General features: G+C 48.0%; 11 protein-coding genes. All 11 read left to right on the plus strand.

Features of this window, described 5'->3' with window-relative positions; genetic code table 11:
• Window positions 1-9: 9 nt before the first annotated feature.
• The 11 genes from GJB61_RS29255 to GJB61_RS32650 all read left to right on the plus strand — a co-directional run bounded on the left by GJB61_RS29255 (window position 10) and on the right by GJB61_RS32650 (window position 23,279).
• Window positions 10-3,666, plus strand: coding sequence for a non-ribosomal peptide synthetase (locus GJB61_RS29255; RefSeq protein ID WP_154122556.1), 3,657 nt, complete (start codon window positions 10-12; stop codon window positions 3,664-3,666).
• Window positions 3,659-9,577, plus strand: coding sequence for a type I polyketide synthase (locus GJB61_RS29260; protein ID WP_154122557.1), 5,919 nt, complete (start codon window positions 3,659-3,661; stop codon window positions 9,575-9,577). The genes GJB61_RS29255 and GJB61_RS29260 overlap by 8 nt, the downstream gene beginning before the upstream one ends.
• A gap of 29 nt (window positions 9,578-9,606) precedes the next feature.
• Window positions 9,607-11,361 (plus strand): ABC transporter ATP-binding protein, encoded by a 1,755-nt coding sequence (locus GJB61_RS29265; RefSeq protein WP_154122558.1) that lies wholly within the window; start codon window positions 9,607-9,609, stop codon window positions 11,359-11,361.
• A complete protein-coding gene (locus tag GJB61_RS29270) occupies window positions 11,354-13,099 on the plus strand; it encodes an ABC transporter ATP-binding protein (RefSeq protein WP_195724520.1) in 1,746 nt (581 codons plus the stop codon). The genes GJB61_RS29265 and GJB61_RS29270 overlap by 8 nt, the downstream gene beginning before the upstream one ends.
• A gap of 27 nt (window positions 13,100-13,126) precedes the next feature.
• The gene (locus GJB61_RS29275; RefSeq protein ID WP_154122560.1) at window positions 13,127-17,593 is read left to right on the plus strand and encodes a non-ribosomal peptide synthetase; all 4,467 of its coding nucleotides are present in this window, start codon (window positions 13,127-13,129) and stop codon (window positions 17,591-17,593) included.
• A 120-nt stretch (window positions 17,594-17,713) separates the two neighbouring features.
• Window positions 17,714-17,968, plus strand: coding sequence for an acyl carrier protein (locus tag GJB61_RS29280; protein ID WP_154122561.1), 255 nt, complete (start codon window positions 17,714-17,716; stop codon window positions 17,966-17,968).
• A 368-nt stretch (window positions 17,969-18,336) separates the two neighbouring features.
• Window positions 18,337-18,729: a class I SAM-dependent methyltransferase gene (locus GJB61_RS32290; protein WP_338116194.1), complete on the plus strand. Its 393-nt coding sequence runs from the start codon at window positions 18,337-18,339 to the stop codon at window positions 18,727-18,729.
• A gap of 220 nt (window positions 18,730-18,949) precedes the next feature.
• Entirely contained in the window at window positions 18,950-20,731 is a 1,782-nt protein-coding gene (gene abc-f / locus GJB61_RS29290; RefSeq protein WP_267490855.1) for a ribosomal protection-like ABC-F family protein, read from the plus strand.
• On the plus strand, window positions 20,728-21,699 hold the full coding sequence (locus GJB61_RS29295; protein WP_154122563.1) for a serine hydrolase domain-containing protein: 972 nt from the start codon (window positions 20,728-20,730) through the stop codon (window positions 21,697-21,699). Before abc-f ends, GJB61_RS29295 begins: the two co-directional genes overlap by 4 nt.
• 284 nt (window positions 21,700-21,983) lie before the next feature.
• Window positions 21,984-22,679: a 4'-phosphopantetheinyl transferase family protein gene (locus GJB61_RS29300; RefSeq protein ID WP_154122564.1), complete on the plus strand. Its 696-nt coding sequence runs from the start codon at window positions 21,984-21,986 to the stop codon at window positions 22,677-22,679.
• A 453-nt stretch (window positions 22,680-23,132) separates the two neighbouring features.
• Window positions 23,133-23,279, plus strand: coding sequence for a helix-turn-helix domain-containing protein (locus GJB61_RS32650; RefSeq protein WP_154122565.1), 147 nt, complete (start codon window positions 23,133-23,135; stop codon window positions 23,277-23,279).
• The last annotated feature ends 124 nt before the right edge of the window (window positions 23,280-23,403 follow it).

A 23,403-nucleotide genomic window follows, 5' to 3' on the forward strand; every position in this document is an offset into this window, starting at 1 on the left:
GAAAAGCACATGTCCGACCAGATTTGGTCCGGTGACCTGGTGTTAGTTGCCAACCAACGCACTCGTGAAGAAAGGTATTGGCTCGAAAAAATATCGGAGGAAGTCGCAGTTGCGGCTTTCCCAACCGATCATAACGCTTTACGGAACGGCGATACTACAGAAAGTCTGCGTTTTGAGCTGACCGGATCGCTGTATGAAAAGGTCTCGGTGCTTTCCAAAGGTTCTGACCACACGTTGCACATCATTTTGACCTCAGCCTTGAATTTATTGCTAGCGAAGTACACCGGCGAGCGGGACCTTGTTGTTGGCACTCCGATCTATCGTCCAGAGACGGACGGTCAGTTTCTGAATACGGTTTTGCCACTGCGAATACGAATCGAGGCAGGGGACTCGTTCCGCAGTCTGCTCCTGCAGGTGCGCTCGACGATGCTGGAAGCCGTCGAGCATCAGGAATATCCAATGGAAGTCCTGCTCACAAAGTTGAAACGCCCTCATCTGTATGAGGTCTCCCTAGTGATGGAAAACATCCAGTCGCCACAACATCTCAACCGTTTGCCGGCTGCGCTGAATTTCGTGTTTATGCATCGCAACGGTGTCGTAGAGGCAACGGTGGAGTACAACAACAGCCGCTATCATGAGGAAAGTATCAAACGTATCGTCAGTCACTTCATCACGTTGCTGGAAAAAGTTCTTGGTGATATCAACGCAGAACTTACTGCTCTTTCGTTGTTGAGTCAAACGGAAGAGGAGGCTCTGGTAGTTGCTTATAACGCGACAACAACCGAGTACCCGGCAGACATGACGGTTGTTCAACTTTTTGAGCAACAAGTGAAAAAAAACGTTACAAAACTTGCGGTGGCGGCGGGTGATGTCTCGCTATCCTACCAAGAATTGAATGCCAAAGCCAACCGTCTTGCCCGCGTGTTACAGAGCCTCGGTGTCAGTGCTGACTCGCTTGTCGTACTGATCGTTGAAAACTCAGTTGACACCATCGTAGGCATGCTTGCTGTGTTGAAAGCAGGCGGTGCTTATGTGCCGATCGATCCAGACAACCCAGTCGAGCGCAAAAAATTCTTGCTTGAAGATAGCCAAGCGATCGTCATCTTAACACAGCAGCACTTGTTGGCAACACAAGCAGAACTGTTTGAGGCAGTCGAGTCGCAGCGTGTGTTGCTGATCGATGACCTAGATGTATATGCGGACCAAGACGAGACTAACCTTGCACCAGTCGCGGGACCATCGAACCTCGCGTACGTCATTTATACTTCGGGCACGACAGGCAAACCAAAGGGGGTGTTGATCGAGAACAAAGGTGCGGTCAATTACTTGACTTTTGCGGCGAAACATTACGTTCAAGGGGAGAAGGCTGATTTTCCACTGTTCACTTCCATCGCCTTTGACCTCACAGTGACCTCGATCTTTATACCGCTCCTGACCGGCAATGCTGTGATTGTCTACCAAGAGGAACACAAAGAACGACTCTTGGAGCGAGTCTTGGAAGAAGATCGTGTCAGTGTTGTGAAGGCTACACCTGCTCATTTGAAGTTAATTAAGCACCGTGATTGGTCGAACTCTTCCGTCAAGAGACTGGTTGTGGGTGGGGAAGACCTGAAAGCCGAACTCGCACGTGAAGTAATCGCGGCCTTTGGCGGGAACGTGGAGATTTACAACGAATACGGTCCGACCGAAACGGTCGTCGGTTGCATGATTCATCGCTTTGACGAGTCTTCGGATACTCGTGATTCGGTGCCGATTGGGGTCCCGGCTGACAACACGGACATTTTCGTGCTCGATGCGGATCGAAACTCCGTACCAGTCGGTGTGGTTGGCGAGATCTTCATCGGTGGTGACGGTGTGGCACGTGGCTACCGCAACTGTCCTGAATTGACTACGGAACGTTTTATCACCCTGCCTCAAGGTCGTGTCTACAGGTCGGGTGACCTCGCGAAGTTCTTGCCTTCTGGGCAACTCGAATATTTGGGGCGTACAGATAACCAAGTCAAAATCAACGGCTACCGCATTGAACTTGGTGAAATTGAGACTCAACTTCTGCATCTGCATGAAAAGTACACACCTAAAGACTCGGTGTTTCACGATATTACGCAACAGCCAAACCCAGAAGGGATTACCTATTGCACACGTTGCGTGTTGCCCTCTAACTATCCAAAGATTACGTTTGACGAGCATGGAGTCTGCTCTGTTTGCTGCGATTATGAAAAGTATCAACCACATACAGAAAATTATTTCAAAACGATGGACGACTTCTGCGAACTCGTCGATGCAAACAAAGGCACCGATTATGATGTTCTATTGCTCTTCTCGGGTGGCAAGGACTCCACATATGTCCTGTACCGCTTGGTGAACATGGGATACAAGGTACTCACCTTCACGTTCGACAATGGCTTTATTTCCGAAGGGGCCTTTACCAACATTAAAAACATCACGAAGCTACTCGGTATTGATCACCGTGTCTTGACGGCGGATCAGATGAAATCGGTCTTCGTGAAGTCGTTGAAGACGTTTAGCAACGTTTGTAACGGCTGTTGGAATGGGATTAATGGACTTGGGGCTCAACTCGCAGAAGAAACCGGATGCAAAGTGATCGTCTCCGGCTTGTCGCGTGGTCAAATTTTTGACATGCGTCTGTGGGGACTGTTCCAACTCGGTATCTTTGACGAGCAGGAGATCGAAGAGAAACTGCTGCTGTTCCGCAAGGGCTTTCATACCCGAGACAACATCTTCTCTAAGACGCTCGACGTAGATTTGGATGGCAGTTTTGTGGAATCGTTGCACTTTGTGGACTTCTTCCGTTATGACAACACACCAACTCACCAGATTCGTGAGTATCTGCATGAACAAGGCTGGGTGCCACCGAAGGACACTGGATTCTGCTCGTCTAACTGCCGGATCAACGATATCGGCATTTATGTCCATCTGATGAATGAGGGTTACCATAACTATGCAGCACCATCGTCTTGGGATATTCGCTTCGGCATCATTTCCCGCGAAGAAGGCATGCAGGAAATCACCTACAAAGGTGACGTCAACCAGGTTGAGCGTGTACTGAAGGATATCGGGTATTTCCAAGCACCGAAGATCGACGATGTCATTGTTGTGTCAATTCGTGACGACAGTGGGCAGCAAAAACTCTGTGCCTACGTTGTGGCCAAAGATAAACTCGAAGTGGACTTGCTCCGCGAGGCGTTGGCAGTGGAGCTACCATCGTATATGGTGCCAACCTACTTCGTGCAACTGTCAAGCCTGCCACTGACAGCAAACGGCAAAGTGGACACGAAGGCACTGACACTCCTAGTTGAGACAGGCACAACAAATGTGGAGTATATCACTCCTTCCAATGATCTGGAAGTCGAAATCCGGAAGATATGGGCCTCTGTACTGAACATAGATGTGGAGAAGATTGGAGTGAACAATCGCTTCTTCGATTTGGGCGGCGATTCATACAACATGGTGCAAGTGAACATCCGAGTTAATGTGATGTTCTCCAAATCTATTTCTGTCCTCATGATGTACAATTACCCAACGATCCATTCGCTTGGGGAGTATCTGCGCTCGGAAGAAGGCATCGAGGTACATGAACTGTCGGATGAACAGTTGGAAATTTTGGACGAATCCTTGAGTTTGTTTGGGGAGGTACTCCATGACTAAGAAGGTCGAACCCGCTCGCGCAGGTCTTGAGATCGCCGTTATCGGCATGGCCTGTCGTTTTCCTGGAGCTTCTGACTTGGCTGGGTTTTGGAACAACTTGAAAGAGGGAGTTGAATCGATCACATTTTTCTCTGAAGAAGAACTGCTTGCGGCGGGCGTAGACGAGGCGTTGGTCAAAAACCCCGATTACGTCCCTGCCAAGGGGGTTCTCGAACGCGCGGATTGGTTCGATAATCAATTTTTCGAATACTCGCCACGCGATGCCGCCATTTTGGATCCACAGATTCGCATTTTTCATGAAGTCGCTTGGGAGGCGATTGAACATGCTGGATATAATCCAGATTTGCAGGGATCGATCGGTCTCTACGCAGGGGCTTCCCCGAACATCTTTTGGCAGGTAATGGCTTCGCTGAACAGCATGGAGTCGGGCACGGAGCAATTTGCGGTCGGACAGTTGGCCAACCGCGACTATATGAATACACGGGTTTCCTACAAGCTCAATTTGCAGGGGCCTAGCGTTTCGGTGAATACGGCTTGTTCGACATCGCTTGCGGCCATTCACATGGCGTCTCGGGCGCTGCTTACAGGAGAGTGTCGTATCGCTTTGGCAGGCGGGGTTTCAATAAGCACGCCGCAGAAGGATGGATATTTGTACATGGAAGGTATGATTTTGTCTCCAGATGGACATTGCCGTCCGTTTGACGCAGCGGCTCAAGGTTCGGTCCCTGGTGAGGGTGCGGGCGTAGTCATGCTGAAGCCATTGAAGGCCGCTTTGGCTGACGGAGATACGATCTACGCGGTGATCAAAGGTTCTGCTTCGAACAATGATGGTGTTCGTAAGGTCGGGTATACGGCACCCAGTATCGAGGGGCAGGCAGAAGTCATCCGTGCTTCGCACCGTGTTGCTCGCGTTGAGCTTGAGACGATCTCCTACATTGAAGCACACGGCACGGGGACTGTGATGGGCGATCCAATCGAACTGGAAGCGTTAAAGGCTGCGTTTGGAACGAAAGCACGTCATGGTATCAAAATCGGTTCGGTTAAGTCTAACTTTGGACATCTAGATGCGGCTGCTGGAGTAGCAGGTTTTATTAAAACGGTGCTGTCGCTGCAACATGGCCAGCTGCCACCGAGCCTGCATTTTGAAAAGCCGAATCCACGTATGGACTTCGCGAAAGGTACATTTGTTGTAAACACGCAGTTGAACGAGTGGAAAGAGGAGAGTGGACCGCTGCGGGCTGGGGTCAGTTCGTTTGGGATTGGAGGGACGAACGTGCACGTACTCTTGGAAGAAGCACCGCAAGTTGAGAGCGCCCCTGCACAGCGTTCCCAGCAGATCCTGATACTGTCCGCGATGACAACAAGTGCTTTGGAGAAGCAAACGGAGAACCTGTTGAACTTTTTCAAGCAGAACCCACAGGTGTCGCTTGCGGATGTCGCCTACACGCTGAAAGTGGGGCGTCGGGAGATGAAGCACCGTCGTAGCATGGTCGTATCGTCTGTAGAAGAAGCCGTGCGCGAGTTGGAATTGCTGGTCAATCCGAGCAAACAACGCGCCCGCGTTCATTTGGCAGTTGCTCAAGATCAGCGTCCCGTATACTTCTTATTCCCAGGTCAAGGATCGCAGTACGTACAGATGGGACGCGAACTGTACGAGCGCGAACCGTTTTTCCGAGATCAACTCAATGAGTGTTTGAATAAGTTGCAGACTCTGACGGGTGAAAATTTCGCGCGCATTCAATATCCAGAAGATGCGGAAGCGGAAGTCTCGAAAAGCCAGCTCAGCCAGACGCAGTATGCGCAACCGTTGATTTTCGCCTTTGAATACAGCCTCGCCAAGTTGCTGATGCACTGGGGATTGCAGCCATCGGCGATGATCGGATATAGCTTTGGGGAATATGCGGTAGCTTGCCTCGCAGGCGTCTTCTCCCTGGACGACGCTCTCAAACTGATCGTCGCTCGCGGGAAACTGATGCAATCTGTGTCAGAGGGTTCGATGTTGAGCGTGCCAATGACGGAGCAGGAATTGCAACCGTTGTTGACTCCGGATGTGTCGCTGGCGGTGAATAATGGGAATTCCTGTATTGTCGCAGGTCAGGCACAGGCAATCGAGACGTTTGAAACGGAGATGAAAAAACGCCGCTTGCTGTGTATGCGCGTAAATTCTCCACTAGCTGGACATTCCCTGTTGATGGACGGCATTTTGGGAGAGTTCGAAAAAGTCGTGCGCTGCGTAACCTTCCACAAGCCGCAATTGCCCTATATCTCAGACATCAGCGGCGGGTGGATCACGGTTGGGGAAGCGACATCGGTTGAGTATTGGGTACGTCATATACGCGAAACAGTACGGTTTGCCGATGGAGTGGAGGAATTGTTGAAACAGCCGAACGCACTATTTATCGAGGTAGGTCCAGGTCGTGATCTGTCAGTGTTGACTCGCCGCTTCCTCAAGCAAGAATCGACACAACAGGTCTTTGATCTCGTACGGATTCCAAAACGAGAGCTGTCGGACCACTACTACTTCCTGCATAAACTTGCGGGACTCTGGGCGCATGGCGTTAAGGTGAATTGGACGGCATTCTACAATGGGGAAAAACGGATTCGCATCGCACTCCCAACCTATCCATTTGAGCAACGGCATTTCCCAGCAAACGTTCCTCATCCAATGCTAGTGTTCGAAGCCACACGCATGGGGCTCAGCCAAGAGGTTGCAGCGATAGTGGAGACAGGCAAAAAGCTAGTCCGCTATCACATCCCATCTTGGAAACGATCCCTGCAGGGATCAGTTGATACGACGCCAGCTACGTGGTGGTTCTTCGAAGATGAACTGGGGCTGGGGGATCGCCTGATCACAGCCTTGAGAGCGGAAGGCCATCAGGTCGTGCGCATTCGAGCTGGAGAAGCGTTCCAACGTGAATCGGATTCTTTCACTCTCAACCCAGAGGAAAGTGACCAGTATGAGCAGATAGTCGCGGACTTACTAGTAGAAGGTTTGCTCCCAAACCGCATTGTGCACCTCTGGAACTATAGTCGATCGGTTGAGGTCGAACCGAGTGTCAGCCGAATGGAAGGTCTGTTGGTGCGTGGCTTTTACAGTTTGCTCTACTTGACACAAGCGCTAGGCAAGCATCGCGTAGAAACGCCGATCACTCTGTCGGTGATCAGCAGCTTCATGCAAGACGTGCAAGGCGATGATCTCTGCGATCCGGAAAAAGCAGCTTTGCTGGGTCCCGTCAAGGTAATTCCACTTGAATACCCGAATATAACCTGTACATCCATCGATCTCCGTGTGCCTGAAAACGAAGGGCAGGAAGCGAAGCAGATTTGTCAACTTCTCGATGAAGTGAGGTCTGAAGGTACGGACCCAATCGTTGCCTATCGCGGGGGACACCGTCAGGTACAAACTTTTGAAGAGATACAGTTGGAAAAAGGCCCAACGTCTTTGTCACCGGTGCGAGAAAATGGTGTCTACCTGATCACCGGTGGATTGGGTGACATGGGCTTAGCTTTTGCAGAAGTATTGGCGAGTGCTGTTCCTGTCAAACTCGTCTTGATGGGGCGTTCGGCTCCAAGCGTTGAAAAACAAGAGTTCTTGCGACAATTGGAGGCGAAGGGGAACGAGGTGCTCGTTCTGCAAGTAGATCTAACGGACGTAGCACAACTCCAAACTGCAATCGAGCAAATCCTATCCCGCTTCAAGACCTTGCATGGTGTCATTCATGCCGCCGGTCTTGCTGATGGTGCGATGATCCAACGGAGGAACGCTGGAAATACCGACAACATTCTCGCTCCGAAAATCCGAGGTACCCTTTTACTGAATGAAATGTTGCGTGGAATAGAACTGGACTTTTTCCTGCTCTGCTCCTCGATGGCTTCAATACAGGGTGGATTTGGACAAGTTGCCTACAGCGGTGCTAACGCTTTCCTTGACGCCTTTGCAAACTACAAGTCTACTCGTGAAAATAGCACGACACTCTCCGTAAACTGGGATCGCTGGCGTGATGTCGGGATTGCACGACACGTCGAAGAGTTGCATCATCAACTGACCGGTGCAGAACTTGAGGGAGGCATTACTCGCGTAGAAGCTCAGAAGGCGTTCGCGAAACTGCTCGAGACCACGGTCGCTCAGATCGCTGTTAGCATTGAAACGCCACAGCTTCAAATGCCTAAGGGAGAACTATCGGACGATATCTTGCGAGAAGATGTGACGGTTGCAGCAGATATGCACGTCCGCCCAGACTTGAGCACGGAGTATGTGGCACCAGCGGATGAGGTTGAGCAGCGATTGTCTTACATTTGGCAGCAATTCTTCGGCTTGGATCCGATCGGAAGAATGGATGATTTTCTGGAACTTGGCGGTGATTCACTGAAGGCGATCATTATGATCTCGAAAATTCAAAAAGAGTTCGGCGTGCGACTCCCTATTGCAGGTTTCTTTGAATATCCATCTCTGGCTGGTGTCTCATATCGTATAAAGAACTCGGGAGACTATCAGCAAGAGGGTCGTGCAATTGAAACGACCGTGGAATCTAAGTGTGCGGAAAACGAGCTCGACACATCGCTGCTCACATTTGATATAAATACGATTGAACGTCTGGTTAGTGGAGATACCAACATTCGAGGGATTTATCCATTGACTCTGATGCAACAAGTGATCTTGACGCACAATCTGTTTTCTGCAGGTACTGGTTTGGACACTGGTGTGTTCGCGTGCCGGATCGAAGGAGCACTACGCATCGAACAGTTCCATGAGGCTTGGCAATGGGTAATGAACCGTCACTCCATTTTACGTACGACGTTCCGCTGGCGCCGTGTTGAGTACCCTGTTCAGTTGGAGTATGGACACGCGGAACTGCCTTGGACAGAATATGATTGGACGGATCGTACGCAGGAAGAACAAGCCTCGGCCTATGAGGAGTTTGTGGATTTGGAATGTAAGAGAGGGTTTAAAGTGGGTGATTTCCCACTCATGCGGACTCATCTGATAAAGGTCGATAACAGCACTTATCGGTTCGTCTGGAGTTACCAAAACTCACTTTTTGACGGGTGGTCTACTTCATTAATCTTTAAAGAAGTACTCAACTATTATCAAACAAAGGTAAAGGCGGATAGTAGGGAAGAGCAGCTCCACTTACCTTCGGCACCACCTTTCTCTTCATATATCCGTTGGCTTCATGAACAAGATTCTGAGCTTGCGAGCGACTACTGGAAACGATCTTTCAGTGGATACTCTCCGACACTCGAGGAATGTACTGCCGCAGAGCACCAGATGCAGCAAACTGTCTGTCCGGCAAAGCGTGAACTATCGCTCACGGAAGAGGAGGTGCGTCAGATAAGTCTTAGAGCAAAGGAACTTGGGCTGACCCTTAGTACGATTACCATCGGAGCGTGGGCACTTTGCCAAGCGGAACAGATTGGCACTGACGATGTGTTGCTCAGTCTGATTACCTCAGGACGTACGGCCAATCTTGAAGGACTTGATGCGATGGTCGGATTGTTTACGAATTCCTTACCTGTGCGTGTCCGACTCGGAGATGGTGGCAGCACGACGCAACATTTCAAACGCTTGCAAGAACAACTGGTAGAGATGACGAATTACGAATATGTCAGTCCGCATCAGATCGCTAAATGGACAGGCGTGCCTTACAACCTGCTGCAACAAGCGGTCTATGAGCGAACGCTTGTCTATCTGAACTATCCTGTGGACATCTCACAGGAGTTGTCGAGCGGAGATCTCGCTTTTGCTGATCTGGTGTCCGTTGGACAATTAAATGTCCCATTGCGAATGTATGCTCAGCCAGGTGAGCGTTTTACTCTGACAATCACGTATGACGAAGCAAGATACGAAGAACAACAGATTTTAAGCTTGCTAGAACGTATGCAGCACTTTCTAGTCAGCGTGATCGTTTAATACAAATTTGAAAGGGGTCAATCCAAATCATGACTCAAAACAGCAAGAGTTCCACCTTGCGGAAAACGATCAGTGTCATATATCGATTCATCCGTCCCTATAAGGGCTGGGTGATCACTGCCTTGACCGCATCCGTTATCGCAGCGATATGCGACCTCACTGGTGTCTATCTGATTAAGCAAATGATTGACAATGCTCTGGCAAGTGAAACACAACAACTGGCTATGATTGTCGTTCTTGTTGCGGTCATGGTAGTGGCAGGTTTTGTTGCCAATTATTTTCTCACTTATGCGACTGGTCGATTTGGGACAAAGGCAGTGGGGGATATGCGTAACGCCCTCGCCGTACGACTGAGCGAACTTCCGGTGTCTGATGTCGAAAACGAACGCTCAGGTGACCTCGTCTCACGTGTAACCAATGACGTGAGCGCCATTCAATCGTTTATTTCCCAACATTCTACCAATTTGATTTATGCGCCGATCATCGTAGTGTCCGCCCTCATCTATTTAGGAAGCTTGAACTGGAAATTGACTTTGGTGAGCTTTGCGGCAACACCGATCATGATGTATATCGCTAACCTGATCTCAAAGCCGATTCAAGAGCAATCCTCGAATTACTACGGGGCGCTCGCAGAAGCGAACTCTGTCGCCCAAGAAGGCATTGCGGGCAATGCGATCACCAAGGCATTTAATTTACAAAAACCGATGTATGCAAAAGTGGAAGGTTTCTATTACAAAGCCATGCATCATGGCTTCAAGATTGCGAAGCAAGAATCGCTGATGCGTCCGTCAGTCGTTATGATGTATGAATTGCCAGTTGTACTGTGTACTATTTACGGCGGTTATCTGGCTGTTAGTGGCTTGTTAGCTGCCGGGGCATTGGTAGCCTTCTTGCAAATGTTGCGTATGCTTGTCATTCAAACCGTTCAAATTCCTGACCTGGTATCCAACGCTCGTTCAGTCGCGGGAGCTGTTGGACGAATCACCGACATGCTGGAAGCACCGACTGAGCGAACTAATGGTCGTGCCTTTACCCCAGTAGAAAATGCATTGGTGGTGATTGATGATGTTACGTTCGGCTATGAAAAAGATAAGAATATCATCGCTGGTGTCTCTTTCACATTGACCAAAGGCAAAACAATTGCCCTTGTCGGTTCGTCTGGCAGTGGTAAGTCTACTATACTGAACTTGTTGCTCAGTTTCTATGAGCCGCAGAAGGGTGCGATTCTCGTTCATGGCCACGATTTAAAAGATTGGAATCTGAAAGCTTTGCGTGACCAGTTTGCTGTTGTTTCCCAAGACACCTTCTTGTTCCCAGGCACGATTGAGGACAATATTCGTTTGGGTAACATAGAAGCGGATTTTAATCAAATTGTGGAGGCATCGAAAATCGCAGGAGCTTACTCCTTTATTCAGGAGCTCCCAGAAGGGTTTCAAACTCAAGTCGGCGAGCGCGGCACGGTGCTTTCAGGTGGTCAGAAACAGCGTATATCCATTGCGCGAGCTGCTTTGAAAAAAGCACCAATCCTTTTGCTGGACGAAGCGACATCCGCACTAGATAACGAGTCCGAAGCTCAAGTTCAGCAAGCTCTTGAGGTGTTTTCGAAGGATCATGCAACGATGGTCATTGCCCACCGCCTTTCCACAATCAAGATGGCAGACGAGATTCTGATGCTTGATCAAGGGCATATCGCTGAACGTGGTACACACCAAGAATTGATGGAGCTAGACGGACTTTACCACCAGTACCACATGGAGAATGAGGAGGATATGCAACATGTTTAAAAAGTGGAACTTTCCAGAATTCTTCCGTATGATGTCGCTGATGCAACGTCAACTCTGGAATTATTTAATCACTCTTTGCCTGATTGCGGGTATCTACTCAGCACATATGATTCTCTTGGCCTTTATAAATGAACGATTATTGAACGGTGCAATTAGCGGTGATCAAGAATTGCTCACCTCGGCTATTGTACTCACCTGTGTCGTCTTGGTGCTCGCGTGTATTACCAGTCCAATCGCCATGTACCTGTTTGACTTGGCTGTTCATCGTGCGCTGACTCATTTGAAACTTCGTTTGTTTAAAAAAATACAGGACCTACCAGTTTCGTACTTGGAGAAGCGTCACAGCGGAGACCTCATCTCCGCCATTACCAACGACGTAAACAGTGTAGAACAAGCTTATCGTTACCACCTGTATCTGCTTGTTGAAGCGATCTTTTACGGTACAGGTTCAACAATCGCGATGTTCGTGCTCGACTGGAGACTCTCCATGCTGATGGTTGTACTGGGGATGGCTTCGGCGTATTTCACCACCAAATATGCAGGACCGCTTCGTGAAATCGGTGACAAAGTGCAAACAGCGATGTCTGATATGACTGTGCACTGGGTGGATATGGTAGGTGGATTCCGTCTGTTGAAAGTGTTCAAGATTTCTGGTTTCGTGCTGGAGCGTTTTGGACAAAAGAACGAAGCAATCGTAGCCCATAACATTGAGAGGATTCGATTGGACAGTCAACTCAAGGGGATCAACTACCTGCTCAGTATTTTCAGCTTGATCGGCGTCTTCGTCGTCGGGTCTTTCATGGTTGCAAGTGGGGAAATCGACTTTGGTACGGTTATGGGGATTGTCACCTTGCAAAACGGTGTTGCATTCCTTTTCTTGAACTTCGGTAACTTCTTCACCAACCTGCAAGGCTCGCTGGCTGGTTCGAAGCGCATTTACGATATCCTTAATGCAGAATCGGAGCCAGACCACTACAACACTTCAGGCAGTAGTAAAGGAGACGAAGCGATTTCGTTGCGAGGGCTCGATTTCTCGTACGATGGTCGAGAAAAAGTATTGCAAGGGCTCTCATTCGACATTCGCCCAGGTCAAGTGGCTGCCCTCGTCGGTCCTTCCGGAAGCGGTAAATCGACGGTGATCAAGTTGTTGCTCGGGTTCTATGAACCAACAGGCGGAAACTTATCGATCAATGGACGTCCACTCTCTGCGTATACGTTAGAAGAGTTGCGCGACCAGATCGCGTACGTACCTCAGGAGGCATTCTTGTTTGAAGGAACGATCGAAGAAAATATTGCCCATGGGCGTCCGGATGCCACCCATGACGATGTTGTGCGTGCGGTGAAACTTGCGAATGCCCACGAATTTATCTCGGACATGTCCCAGGGATACGCGACGCGTGTCGGAGAGCGTGGCATTCGCCTCTCGGGTGGACAACGTCAGCGTATCGCCATCGCCCGCGCCATTTTGCGCGATGCACCGATCTTGTTGCTTGACGAGGCGACCTCCGCGCTTGATACCGCTTCGGAACAACTTGTCCTAGAAGCTCTCCAGACCCTGATGAAGGGTCGTACCACCGTCGCCATTGCTCACCGTCTGAAGACAATTGAGCACGCCGACGTCATCTTTGTCCTCGAGAAGGGCAAGATCGTGGAAAAAGGCACCCATCACGAACTGCTTAAGCAAGAAGGTGTCTACAGTCGTTTACACAACATACAGTTTGCTGAATCTTTGACCTAACGATGACGAAGGGAGAGACATGCCCTTATGGTATGTGACACACAGATCTATTATCCGCTGACTCATGCCCAGAAGCGTATCTGGTTCATGGAGAACCTGTATCCGAACACTTCTCTGAACATTATCGGCGGACTGATTCGCATTTACGGAAGCGTCAATCTGGACTTGCTGGAGGAGGCCATTCAACACTTCATTGAGAACAACGAAGGAATAAGACTTCAGCTCTCTCTGGAGGGGAAGGAAGTACAGCAGTACGTACAACCTTATGCAAGAAAATCGTTGCAACACTTCGATTTTTCCAATGCATCCGACCCACACATCGTGGCAGATGCTTGGGTACAGGAGGAGTTGCTAAAGCCGTTCCAACTCTATGAATATTCGTTATTTGATTTCGCTCTGGTAACCGTTCGCGATGGGGAACACGCATATTATTTGAAGTTTCATCACCTGATTGCTGACGGTTGGTCGATACGTTTGCTTAGCGAACAGATCGCAAACGTTTACAGTCGGATTTCTGCCGGTGAACCAGTTGGCGTAGAAGAGAAGCCAAGTTATCTTGACTACGTTGCCAAAGAACGACAGTATTTGCGATCCAATCGTTTTGAGAAAGATCGCATGTTCTGGCGAAAGATATTCACTGACCTCCCTGAGGCTTCATTGCAAAAAAAATCGTTCTCTGTCGCAGGGCGCCGAAAACGATTTTACTTGAGTCGAGAGATGGCTGAACGGGTACGGAACTGGACGGAAGAATACAAATTTTCGTTGAATACGTTTTTTGTTTCTCTGCTATTCCTCTATTTGCATAAGAGCACACAACAGGATGATCTGATCATCGGAACGCCAGTCGTGAACCGAGCCGGAGTCAAAGAAAAGAATATCTTTGGCATGTTTACGAGTACCATGCCGATTCGAATAAAACTCGATCCAGAAGAGAACCTTGAAATCTTAACGAAGCGAGTAGGGGCTGAACTCACTCGTTCCTATTATCATCAACGTTATCCCTATGATCTGCTTGTTCAAGACCTGGAGTTATCGAAGCAGGGTTCTGAGGGTTTGTTTCAGCTTTCGGTTAACTACTACAACACACTTATGAATCATGAGTTTTCGGTAGGAGGACTCATGCATGACGAGTACTACAGTGGATATCAATTCTATCCGATGCAAGTCGTGATAAAGGAATGGCATGGGGAATTGGAGTTACAGTTTGACTACAAAACGGATGAGTATGCCGATGGGGACATCGAGGTTCTCTATGAGCGGCTTTGTCATTTGATTGAAGTAGTGACGGAGAATGGCCAAGCTCCAATTGGTAGCATATCTCTCCTCACGGATTCGGAGTACTCCCAAGAAATACATGAACGCAACGATACGGAAGCCGATTATCCGAAACGTCCTGTACATCAGCTCATCGAAGAGCAAGCAGCACGAACACCAAACAAAAAGGCGGTTTCTTTCCATGATCATTCACTGACCTATGCGGAACTCAATGCGAAGGCAAATCGATTTGCGAATCATTTGCGTAGACAAGGGGTGACTCGCAACAGCCTGGTCGGCATACATCTCGGGCATTCTCTTGAGATGTTGGTCGCGTTACTTGGGATTCTCAAAGCGGGCGGGGCCTATGTGCCGATCGACCCAAGCTATCCAGTCAACCGTATCCAGCATATTTTGGATGACAGCGGAGTACGGATTGTTATTACGGATCGTCCTTTTGCATCTGGAATTTCCTATACGGGACAACTTCTTGACCTGAATGCATCTCTTGCGAAGGATATGACCAATCTAGAGTTGGTGAATGTACTTTCTGATACGGCCTATGTCATCTATACCTCTGGATCAACAGGTCAACCGAAGGGAGCAGTGATAGAGCATCGAGGACTTGTAAACTACATCTGGTGGGCGCAAGCAACATATTTACCAGACGAAGATGATGTGATCGCCTTGTACTCGTCTTTGTCGTTTGACTTGACCGTGACGTCGATTTTTTCACCACTTGTTGCAGGTCGTGAAGTGGTGATTTATGCCGAAAACGATGGGGAATTCATTCTTGATCGTATTTTGCAAGAGAAGCGGGTAACCGTGGTCAAAACCACACCTGCACATCTCGCTTTGCTTAAGGAGCGGGACTCCCTTCAAGATTCGGTTCGCCGATGGATTATTGGTGGGGAGGACTTGAAAACGGAAGTAGCTCGTAAGATTGTCGAGAATTCTGGCGGGAACGTAACGGTCTTCAATGAATACGGTCCGACAGAAACGGTTGTTGGTTGCATGATTCATCGTTACGAACCCACTTTGGACACAGGGACTTCGGTGCCAATAGGTCAACCGATCTCGAATACGCAGATCTATTTGCTAGATCGCGATGGACAACCAGTTCCGACGGGTGCGGCGGGAGAACTGTACATTTCCGGCTATGGTGTGGCACGCGGTTATCTGAACCGACCGGAACTGACAGCGGAAAGGTTTCTTTCTAATCCATTTTTGTTGGGTAATCGTATCTACAAGACGGGAGATCTCGCGATTCGTACGAAGTCTGGTCAGATCACCTATCTGGGGCGACTGGATCATCAAGTGAAAATTCGAGGCCACCGCATCGAACTGGGGGAGATTGAGAACTGTTTGCTGCAGCACAGGTCCGTGTCGGATGCCGTTGTTATGGATTACACCGATGTAAACGGGGCGAAGCATCTAGTAGCGTATTTGGTTTCCGGCAAGGAGGTCGTTAGTGCATTTGAGTTACGCCAACATATAATGGAGGCTCTGCCTAGTTATATGGTGCCGACGTACTTCGTGCTTCTCGAGCAACTGCCACTGACCGCGAATGGTAAGATCGACCGAGTTGCATTGCCTGATCCAATCGAAACGGCCATCATCGATGAGCTGTCCGCACTACTGGACGAGACAGTCGAGGCGCTCCTGGTTCAAGCGGTACGTGACGTCTTAAGGATTGAATCAGTGACGGCGACCGATAACTTTTATCAGTTAGGTGGAGATTCTGTCAAGGCGATTCAAGTCGTCAATAAACTCCGACAAGCGAACATCCAGATACTAACAAAGGAGGTTCTCGCGTATCCTGTGATCCGTGAACTGGCCATTATAGCTACATCCAGTTCACATGCGAAGTATCCGCAAACGCCTGCAAGCGGCACCCTGACTCCGACGCCTATTATGTCTTGGTTCTTCTCGCAAAAATTCGCAAACCCGCATCACTGGAATCAATCGGTCTTATTGAAACTAAAACGCCATTTGACGTCGGAACAACTCCGACAGTCAATTAAACTACTGATCCAACATCACGATTCGCTGCGTTTGTACTACGACGAGGAAAGACAAGCGCTAACATATCTGGAACGAGTGCCGGAATCGTTTCTGGAAACCCACGATCTGTCCGCTCTCAGGCCCGTGGAGCTTCACGACAAACTCCGTGAAGTTGCACAGGCATGTAAAGCTTCGATCCGTTTGACGGAAGGGCCGCTCTTGCGCGCCGCTTTACTCGATCTTGGCTCTCAAGGGCAACGCTTACTTCTTACGGCGCATCATCTTGTTGTGGATTCCGTCTCATGGCAAATTTTGCTGGAGGACCTCGCGGCATTGTTAGAGGGGAACAGCCGCCTGCCAATGAAAACACACTCGATGCAGCATTGGGTCGAAGCGTTGATGACATACAGCGAAACAACAGCACGCGAAGAAGAAGAGATGTGGATCCAAAAAGAGGAAGCCGAAGAAGACTTCGATTTCTCTCCAGAAATGGACGGGGGAAATTCATTGGCGGATTGCGAGAGGATCACCCGCACCTTTACTGCTGAGGAGACAGAGGCTTTGATGGTCCAGACTCACAAAGGATTCCAAACACAGGCACAGGATCTGCTGGTCGCCGCGCTCGTGCGAGCGATTCACACACACAGCAATCGAAATCTTGTTCGTCTTGAACTGGAAGGGCATGGCCGTGACTCAGTTATCGAAGGGCTAGATGTGGCTCGAACAGTAGGCTGGTTCACGACCATGTTCCCTGTGGCCATTCCAGTGCACTCAAGTGATTGGGGACAACAGCTCCGTACCGTCAAAACCGAGTTGCGTAACATTCCGCTGAAGGGAGCGGGATACGGGGCACTAGTCTATATGGCGAAACGATTGCCGGTTCGGTTACAACGTGGAGTCCGCTTCAATTATCTGGGCGAGATCGACAATCAACTGCGTGGTCTACCATTTACATTCGCAAGCGAAGAGCATGGTGCGGACATATGCCCAATCAATCATGCAACTGCGTTACTGGACCTGCTTGCGTATGTTAAGGATAAGAGATTAACAGTTACCGGTACTTACAGCCGTCAACGCTACCATCAAACGACGATTGAATCGTTCATGGATCGCTTTGCCGATCAGTTACGTGAGGTCATCTGCTTCTGTTGCAGACAAGAAGGAACGACGTTTGATGCGAGCAGCATTAATACAATTTTATTAAGTGACGATGAACTGGATATTTTGTTTGATTAAAAAAGAGTGTTCTATAATGAATCCTTCCTTTTTTTATCCTATTACATTATCCGGTAGACTCATACAATTAATACATTCGTTTAGACGTGAATATTGTAACTTTTATAGGAGGTATTCATTATGGCAAACGCAATCGCTATCGCAGATCAACTAAAAGATATTTTGAAACGTGAACTGGAGTTAGGTGAGCAAATCGATCAACTTCAACTCGAAGATTCCCTGTCCACCATTGGTCTAAACTCCATGAGCTTCATCAAGTTGATCGTCGCGATTGAAAAAAAATTCGATTTCGAATTCGAAGATGAGGACTTGAACTATCAAGTCTTCAAAACGTTGCAAGATGTTGTGAATTATATAGAAAAACGCATTGAATAAACGCGACTAGGAAACGAGGAACGAACATTGCTGAAAATGAATTGCCTCCACCTGGGTTTGTAAAAATTCCCAACAAAGCTTACGACTGAAGGAAACAACCTGACCAGTGAGCCATGCGGTCTCAAATATTAACGCATCTAAGTAGCAATCATTCTCGATGAAGTTCGTCATGATGATAAGTAAGCATTAATAAGCAATTCACAATAGTTGCTGGGTCGATTGAAGCCAGCAACTTGACCGGCTTTCTTACATTCCTGATTGAATTACAAAGTGATAGAATATGAGCAATTCGCTTAATTTCGAAGTAGACGGTTTCATGTTGAATAAAACCGCTGAGGCTCCTGTTTGAAATCGCGGGACAAGTCGATATTAAGGATAAGGAAGTTTTTAACGTTGGTTGTGGACGCGGTAGCAACTCGGTTGGTGTTGAAAAATATTACAAAGCCGCATTTCTACGCAGGCCTCAGCCTCATCGAAGGATCTGTACATTTAGACCTGTTCGTCATAAAGGCAGCAACATGTTCTTCTTCGTCGGCGATGCGGAGAACCTTCCGTTCGAAGGCGAAACATTCAAATTTGGTGTTCAACTGGAATCTCGGCACCCCGACATTCATAAGTTTTATGATAGTATGTACCGCGTATTAAAGACAGGAGATCACATCCAGTACGGCGACATGTTGCCAACCGATAAGTGGCAAGATTACGATCAATATTTGATCTCGCTGAGCTTTGAGATCTTGTGCAATCAAGACATCACTTAGAACATTTTCACGTCCTGCGATGAAGTTGCCGAAAATCACTACTCGGGGTACGGGAAAATGGACAAAGGCATTTATGGAAGACAAAGAATTGCTTTCCTTGCCAGGGTCTCGAAATCAATGATATGAAGACTGGCGTGGGCAGTTCTGCGTCATCAATGCAATTAAAGAGTATGACGGTATTGGTGTGCGGAACTTTTCTGTAACACCCTATGCCACTGTTATGGAAAGGGTGGTACCATTGACAATCCTTAGGGTTCATAACCTTTGTAAACGTTTCGGAGAGCGTACGATTCTATCGGATGTATCCTTGGAGATAGGAGCACGAGACCGCATTGGATTAGTTGGGGTTAACGGGGCAGGTAAGACTACACTTGCCAACATCCTGTTCGGTAATATTCAGTCAGACGAAGGCAGCATTATGCAAATGAAACAAAATCTCAAAATTGGTTACCTGCTACAATCTTGCTCCTATACGGCAAATAGTTTTCAGTCGATGTTGCTCGACTGCTATAAGGCTGAACAGGAAGATGAGTTCCTTGAAGTGACAAGCTCTATCGGTCTCAATAAAGTAAAGGAATGGCAGGAGGACCGTTTTGACTGCTTGAGTGGTGGAGAGCGGACCAAACTGGCTCTCGCAAACATATGGATTAGTCAACCAGATATCCTAATTCTAGACGAGCCGACCAACCATCTTGATTTTCAAGGGGTCGAGTGGCTGACGAAAGAGATGGAAGATTTCTCGGGCTCAATCTTGGTAATCTCGCACGACCGTTACTTCCTTGATAAAACGGTTAATAAGATTATCGAACTCGATGACGGTAAACTCAAGTTGTATGCGGGCAACTATACCTTCTATCGAGAGGAGAAGGAGCGTCAGTACGAATCTCAATTGCACCTCTATCAGACACAAAAGAAACAAATTGGAAAAGTCCAAGCGGAAATAGCTCAACTTAAGACATGGACGGCGGCTGGACACAGAATGGCGGGTAAACAAGGAACTCTTTCCGAAAATCGCCAAATCGGTTTGCGTGAACATGAGCGTGCCAAGGTCAAAAAACTTGACAAACAGGTGAAGAACAAGATAAACCGTCTGGAACGCATGGAAACGGAGGGCATAGAAAAGCCAAAGCAAGACCAAAAGGTTTCATTCGATTTTGGCAGTGCTTCCAAGCGAGGCAAGCGTCTCGTTGAAGCGACGGGACTCGGCAAAAAGTACGGGGAACACTGGCTGTTCCGGAACACGGAGTTTACCATCCAACGCGGAAATCGCATCGGATTGATCGGTCCGAATGGCTGTGGAAAAACCACCCTGATCCGGATGTTGCTCGACCAAGAGCTCTGGACGGAAGGGGCATTGTGGATCAGCCCGACGGCTGAGATTGTCTATCTCTCGCAGGATGTAAGTGACTTAACGGAAGATTCGACTGGTTTGGATCTGATCTCTCACTTCCGAGCCGATATTAAATCCAAGGCACGCATCCTCATGAACAACATGGGATTTGACGAGGCAAAGCTCTCGCGCAAGATCGAGAAGTGGAGTTTAGGGGAACGCACCCGTTTTAAGATTGGCCGCATGATCTTAATGGAACACAACTTCTTGATCCTCGACGAGCCGACCAATCACCTTGACCTGCAAAGCCGGGAACAATTGGAGAATACTCTCGCCGATTACAACGGTACGATGTTGATCGTTTCCCATGATCGCTATATGTTGGAAAAGTTATGCGACCAACTGTTGGTGTTTGAAAACGGAATGGTCAAAAAGGTACTCGGTACCTTTAGCGAATACATGAATCGCCGATTGAGTGGAGGAAATGGCGCGGGTGAGAAGGATCTCTCGAAAAAAAGTCGAGCAGAGGAGGAACAGCTGCTTGTCATCGAAACTCGCTTGACTTATGTGCTTGGCGAATTCAACAAGCACGCGATTGGCTCCCCTGCCTATAACGAACTCGACAATGAATTCAAAAAATTGATCCACCAAAAACGGGAGCTCCTCAAATGAACATTTTATCTCAAATATGCGTGAATGCCCTTAAGGACTCTGGTACGCCAGGGGTTGCCATGGCCGCCCTGGAAACAGAAATGGATGTTGAACGGCACACTTTCGGCTTACTCTGTAAAAAAGGTAATGCATCGGTGCGATCCACAACTCTTTTTCAAGCGGCTTCCTTGTCCAAGCCAGTGACAGCGTGGGGTGTGATGAAGCTCGTGGAAACGGGTCGTATTTATCTCGAGGATACTGTTTACGAGGGTCTCACGGTTCGGCATCTGCTCTCACATACAGGGGGGCTAGAAGCTGTCCATGATCTCGGCATTCGCCCCCATGAAGGAAGCGGTGACTTATTATCCAATGTTCGATCCGCACATCCTGTGGGACAATTCTGGTACACCAATGCTGGCTACACTCTCTTGCAATTACTGATCGAGAAAGTTTCGGGAAGAAGCTTTGCTGACTACATGTATGAAGAGATTCTCGAACCGCTCGGGATGATAAACAGCTCATTCAGCTTGGGTCACGATGAGTTGGTGGACGATGTTGCAGCAGGTCATAGCTATCTAGGGCAACAAGTGCCAGTCCTCTGGCATGCGCAACAGGCCGCAGCAGGATTGCATACGACGCTTGACGACCTAATCTGTTTCGCACAAGCGAATCTGAACGGTGGCGCGGGGGTGCTGCAGCCAGATATGGTGGCTCTGATGCACAATCGTGTAGAACGTCCAATTCCCTACGGACTTGGATACCACATCCTGACGTTGCCAAATAGCACCCGTCTCATTTGGCATAGTGGACACAATCGAGGGTTTAGGACATGGATTGGTTTTGTCCCGAAGCGCCAAAAAGCACTGGTTATGTTAACGAATAGCGATTTTGGGCAGTCGGTGATCGCGGACGTCGTCAGGAACTGGCTCGAGCTGATGATTGACAATGTGCCTGACAGTGCTAAGCAAACACTAGACCTGTTACCTTAGACTCGTTACCAACGACATCAGTAAAACGCCTCCTTGCTATACGAGGTGGGTAATATAGATAGCGATTTTATATGGAGAGGCGGGCATGGTATGCTGGTTAGCATCGCGAAGTCCTTGTGCTTCGCGGCTTTCGCGAGTACTCATGCCCGCAGAGGCTCCATGTCAAATCACTCTATTACTCTATCAAACGTACCTCTAACCACGCAGTATAGCGAAGAGCCAGTAAACATGTCCAGTCTGCAACGGTAAGTCTTTTAATGTGAGTCTTAGGTTTTGGTAGGGGGATGGTTAAAGTCGGAACGAAGATGTTTATCTATTGGGTAAAAACCCCATCGGGTCTGACGTCGAGACAGCTCCAAGATCGCTTGGACTTATTGGATTTCGAAGAGCGTGTCACTTATGCTAATTATAAAGTTGACTTTAAAAAGATTGAATTTTGGGTCGGGAGATGTCTAGCAAAAATGGCTTTGGGCCATTTATTAAATGTGCAACCTAGTGATATATCCTTCACCAAAAACGAGTACGGCAAATTATTTCTGGAAAATCAGTCAGAACCACCTTACTTTAATATCTCACATACCAATGAGATGGTCGTATGTGCTGTATCCGCGGATAGCGAGATGGGGATTGACGTAGAGAAGACTCTTGTCGCCCCCTTCGAAGTAATGGATCACGTTTATGTTTCGGAGGAAATCGACTGGGTGAATGCTCAACGTGACATGAATGCAAAATTACACGCTTTCTACATGGTTTGGACTCGTAAAGAAGCGGTTATGAAGGCAGTCGGGAAAGGCTTCTCCCTGCCACCACTCTCGTTCACAATCCCGTTCGACGAAGAACAAGTACGTGACCACGAATTACACTACTATACATTTGAGCCCATGACAGGCTATATGATTTCTATTGCAACCAGATTGCTATCAGAACAATCACAAACGTATGAAGTACGTGAAGTACAAGTTGCAGAACTCTTGTATTAGCTCTTAACAATAGTGAATGTTCAACTGAAGAAGAATTAGAGGAACTAAGATTACTTAAAATGAAAGAACTAAAGCTTAACTAATTTGAATGGTAATCAGAGAAGAGATTGCATCGGATAACAATATATTCACGCATCGGGCCATTTGGCCCTCGGTTCGGCCGGAGTTAGAAGTGAATTCGATGAGGCATTTCAGTAGCACGACTTGAGATGTTTAGTAGAAGTGGTAAAGAAGGGGATTTTTAAATGAAACTCTATTTTTTGAATGATTATGAAGAATTAATAAGACCAGTAAAAAAAATATGGAACCGCTAAAAGAATGTAAGTCATTAAGAGCTGTCCTAATACCATAATTAGGATGGTTCTATTTTTTTATGAATGGGGTAAAATAATTATATTAGTGAAAAGGTAAAAGAGATTCGATGGAAAAAGAAAGAAACTGAATTAAGTTGCTTTGGCTGATGTAATAGGGATATCACAAGGGAGATTGAGTGAGATCGAGCAAGGAAAGACAAAGCCATCGGCTGATACATTCCAACTGAGGTGGAAATTTATTGTGGATTTTAATTGGCTATTGGACGAATCAACAGATTACTATTAACTCAACTTTCGCAGCATGAAATCGGCAGATAAGCCTTGATGTAGCTGGGCAAAGCAGAGATCCAGTGCTGGAGTTGACTTTTAATCATAGCGGATAGTTTCTTACCGACTTGATTGGCGATTTC

The sequence above is a fragment of the Paenibacillus monticola genome, from assembly GCF_009664975.1.
Taxonomy (GTDB): domain Bacteria; phylum Bacillota; class Bacilli; order Paenibacillales; family Paenibacillaceae; genus Paenibacillus_AQ; species Paenibacillus_AQ monticola.

What these genes read in the sequence shown, in the direction of transcription:
- GJB61_RS29255 (WP_154122556.1), top strand. Translation starts at nt 10, where the DNA reads ATGTCCGACCAGATTTGGTCCGGTGACCTGGTGTTAGTTGCCAACCAA.
- GJB61_RS29260 (WP_154122557.1), top strand. Translation starts at nt 3,659, where the DNA reads ATGACTAAGAAGGTCGAACCCGCTCGCGCAGGTCTTGAGATCGCCGTT.
- GJB61_RS29265 (WP_154122558.1), top strand. Translation starts at nt 9,607, where the DNA reads ATGACTCAAAACAGCAAGAGTTCCACCTTGCGGAAAACGATCAGTGTC.
- GJB61_RS29270 (WP_195724520.1), top strand. Translation starts at nt 11,354, where the DNA reads ATGTTTAAAAAGTGGAACTTTCCAGAATTCTTCCGTATGATGTCGCTG.
- GJB61_RS29275 (WP_154122560.1), top strand. Translation starts at nt 13,127, where the DNA reads ATGGTATGTGACACACAGATCTATTATCCGCTGACTCATGCCCAGAAG.
- GJB61_RS29280 (WP_154122561.1), top strand. Translation starts at nt 17,714, where the DNA reads ATGGCAAACGCAATCGCTATCGCAGATCAACTAAAAGATATTTTGAAA.
- abc-f (WP_267490855.1), top strand. Translation starts at nt 18,950, where the DNA reads ATGGAAAGGGTGGTACCATTGACAATCCTTAGGGTTCATAACCTTTGT.
- GJB61_RS29295 (WP_154122563.1), top strand. Translation starts at nt 20,728, where the DNA reads ATGAACATTTTATCTCAAATATGCGTGAATGCCCTTAAGGACTCTGGT.
- GJB61_RS29300 (WP_154122564.1), top strand. Translation starts at nt 21,984, where the DNA reads ATGGTTAAAGTCGGAACGAAGATGTTTATCTATTGGGTAAAAACCCCA.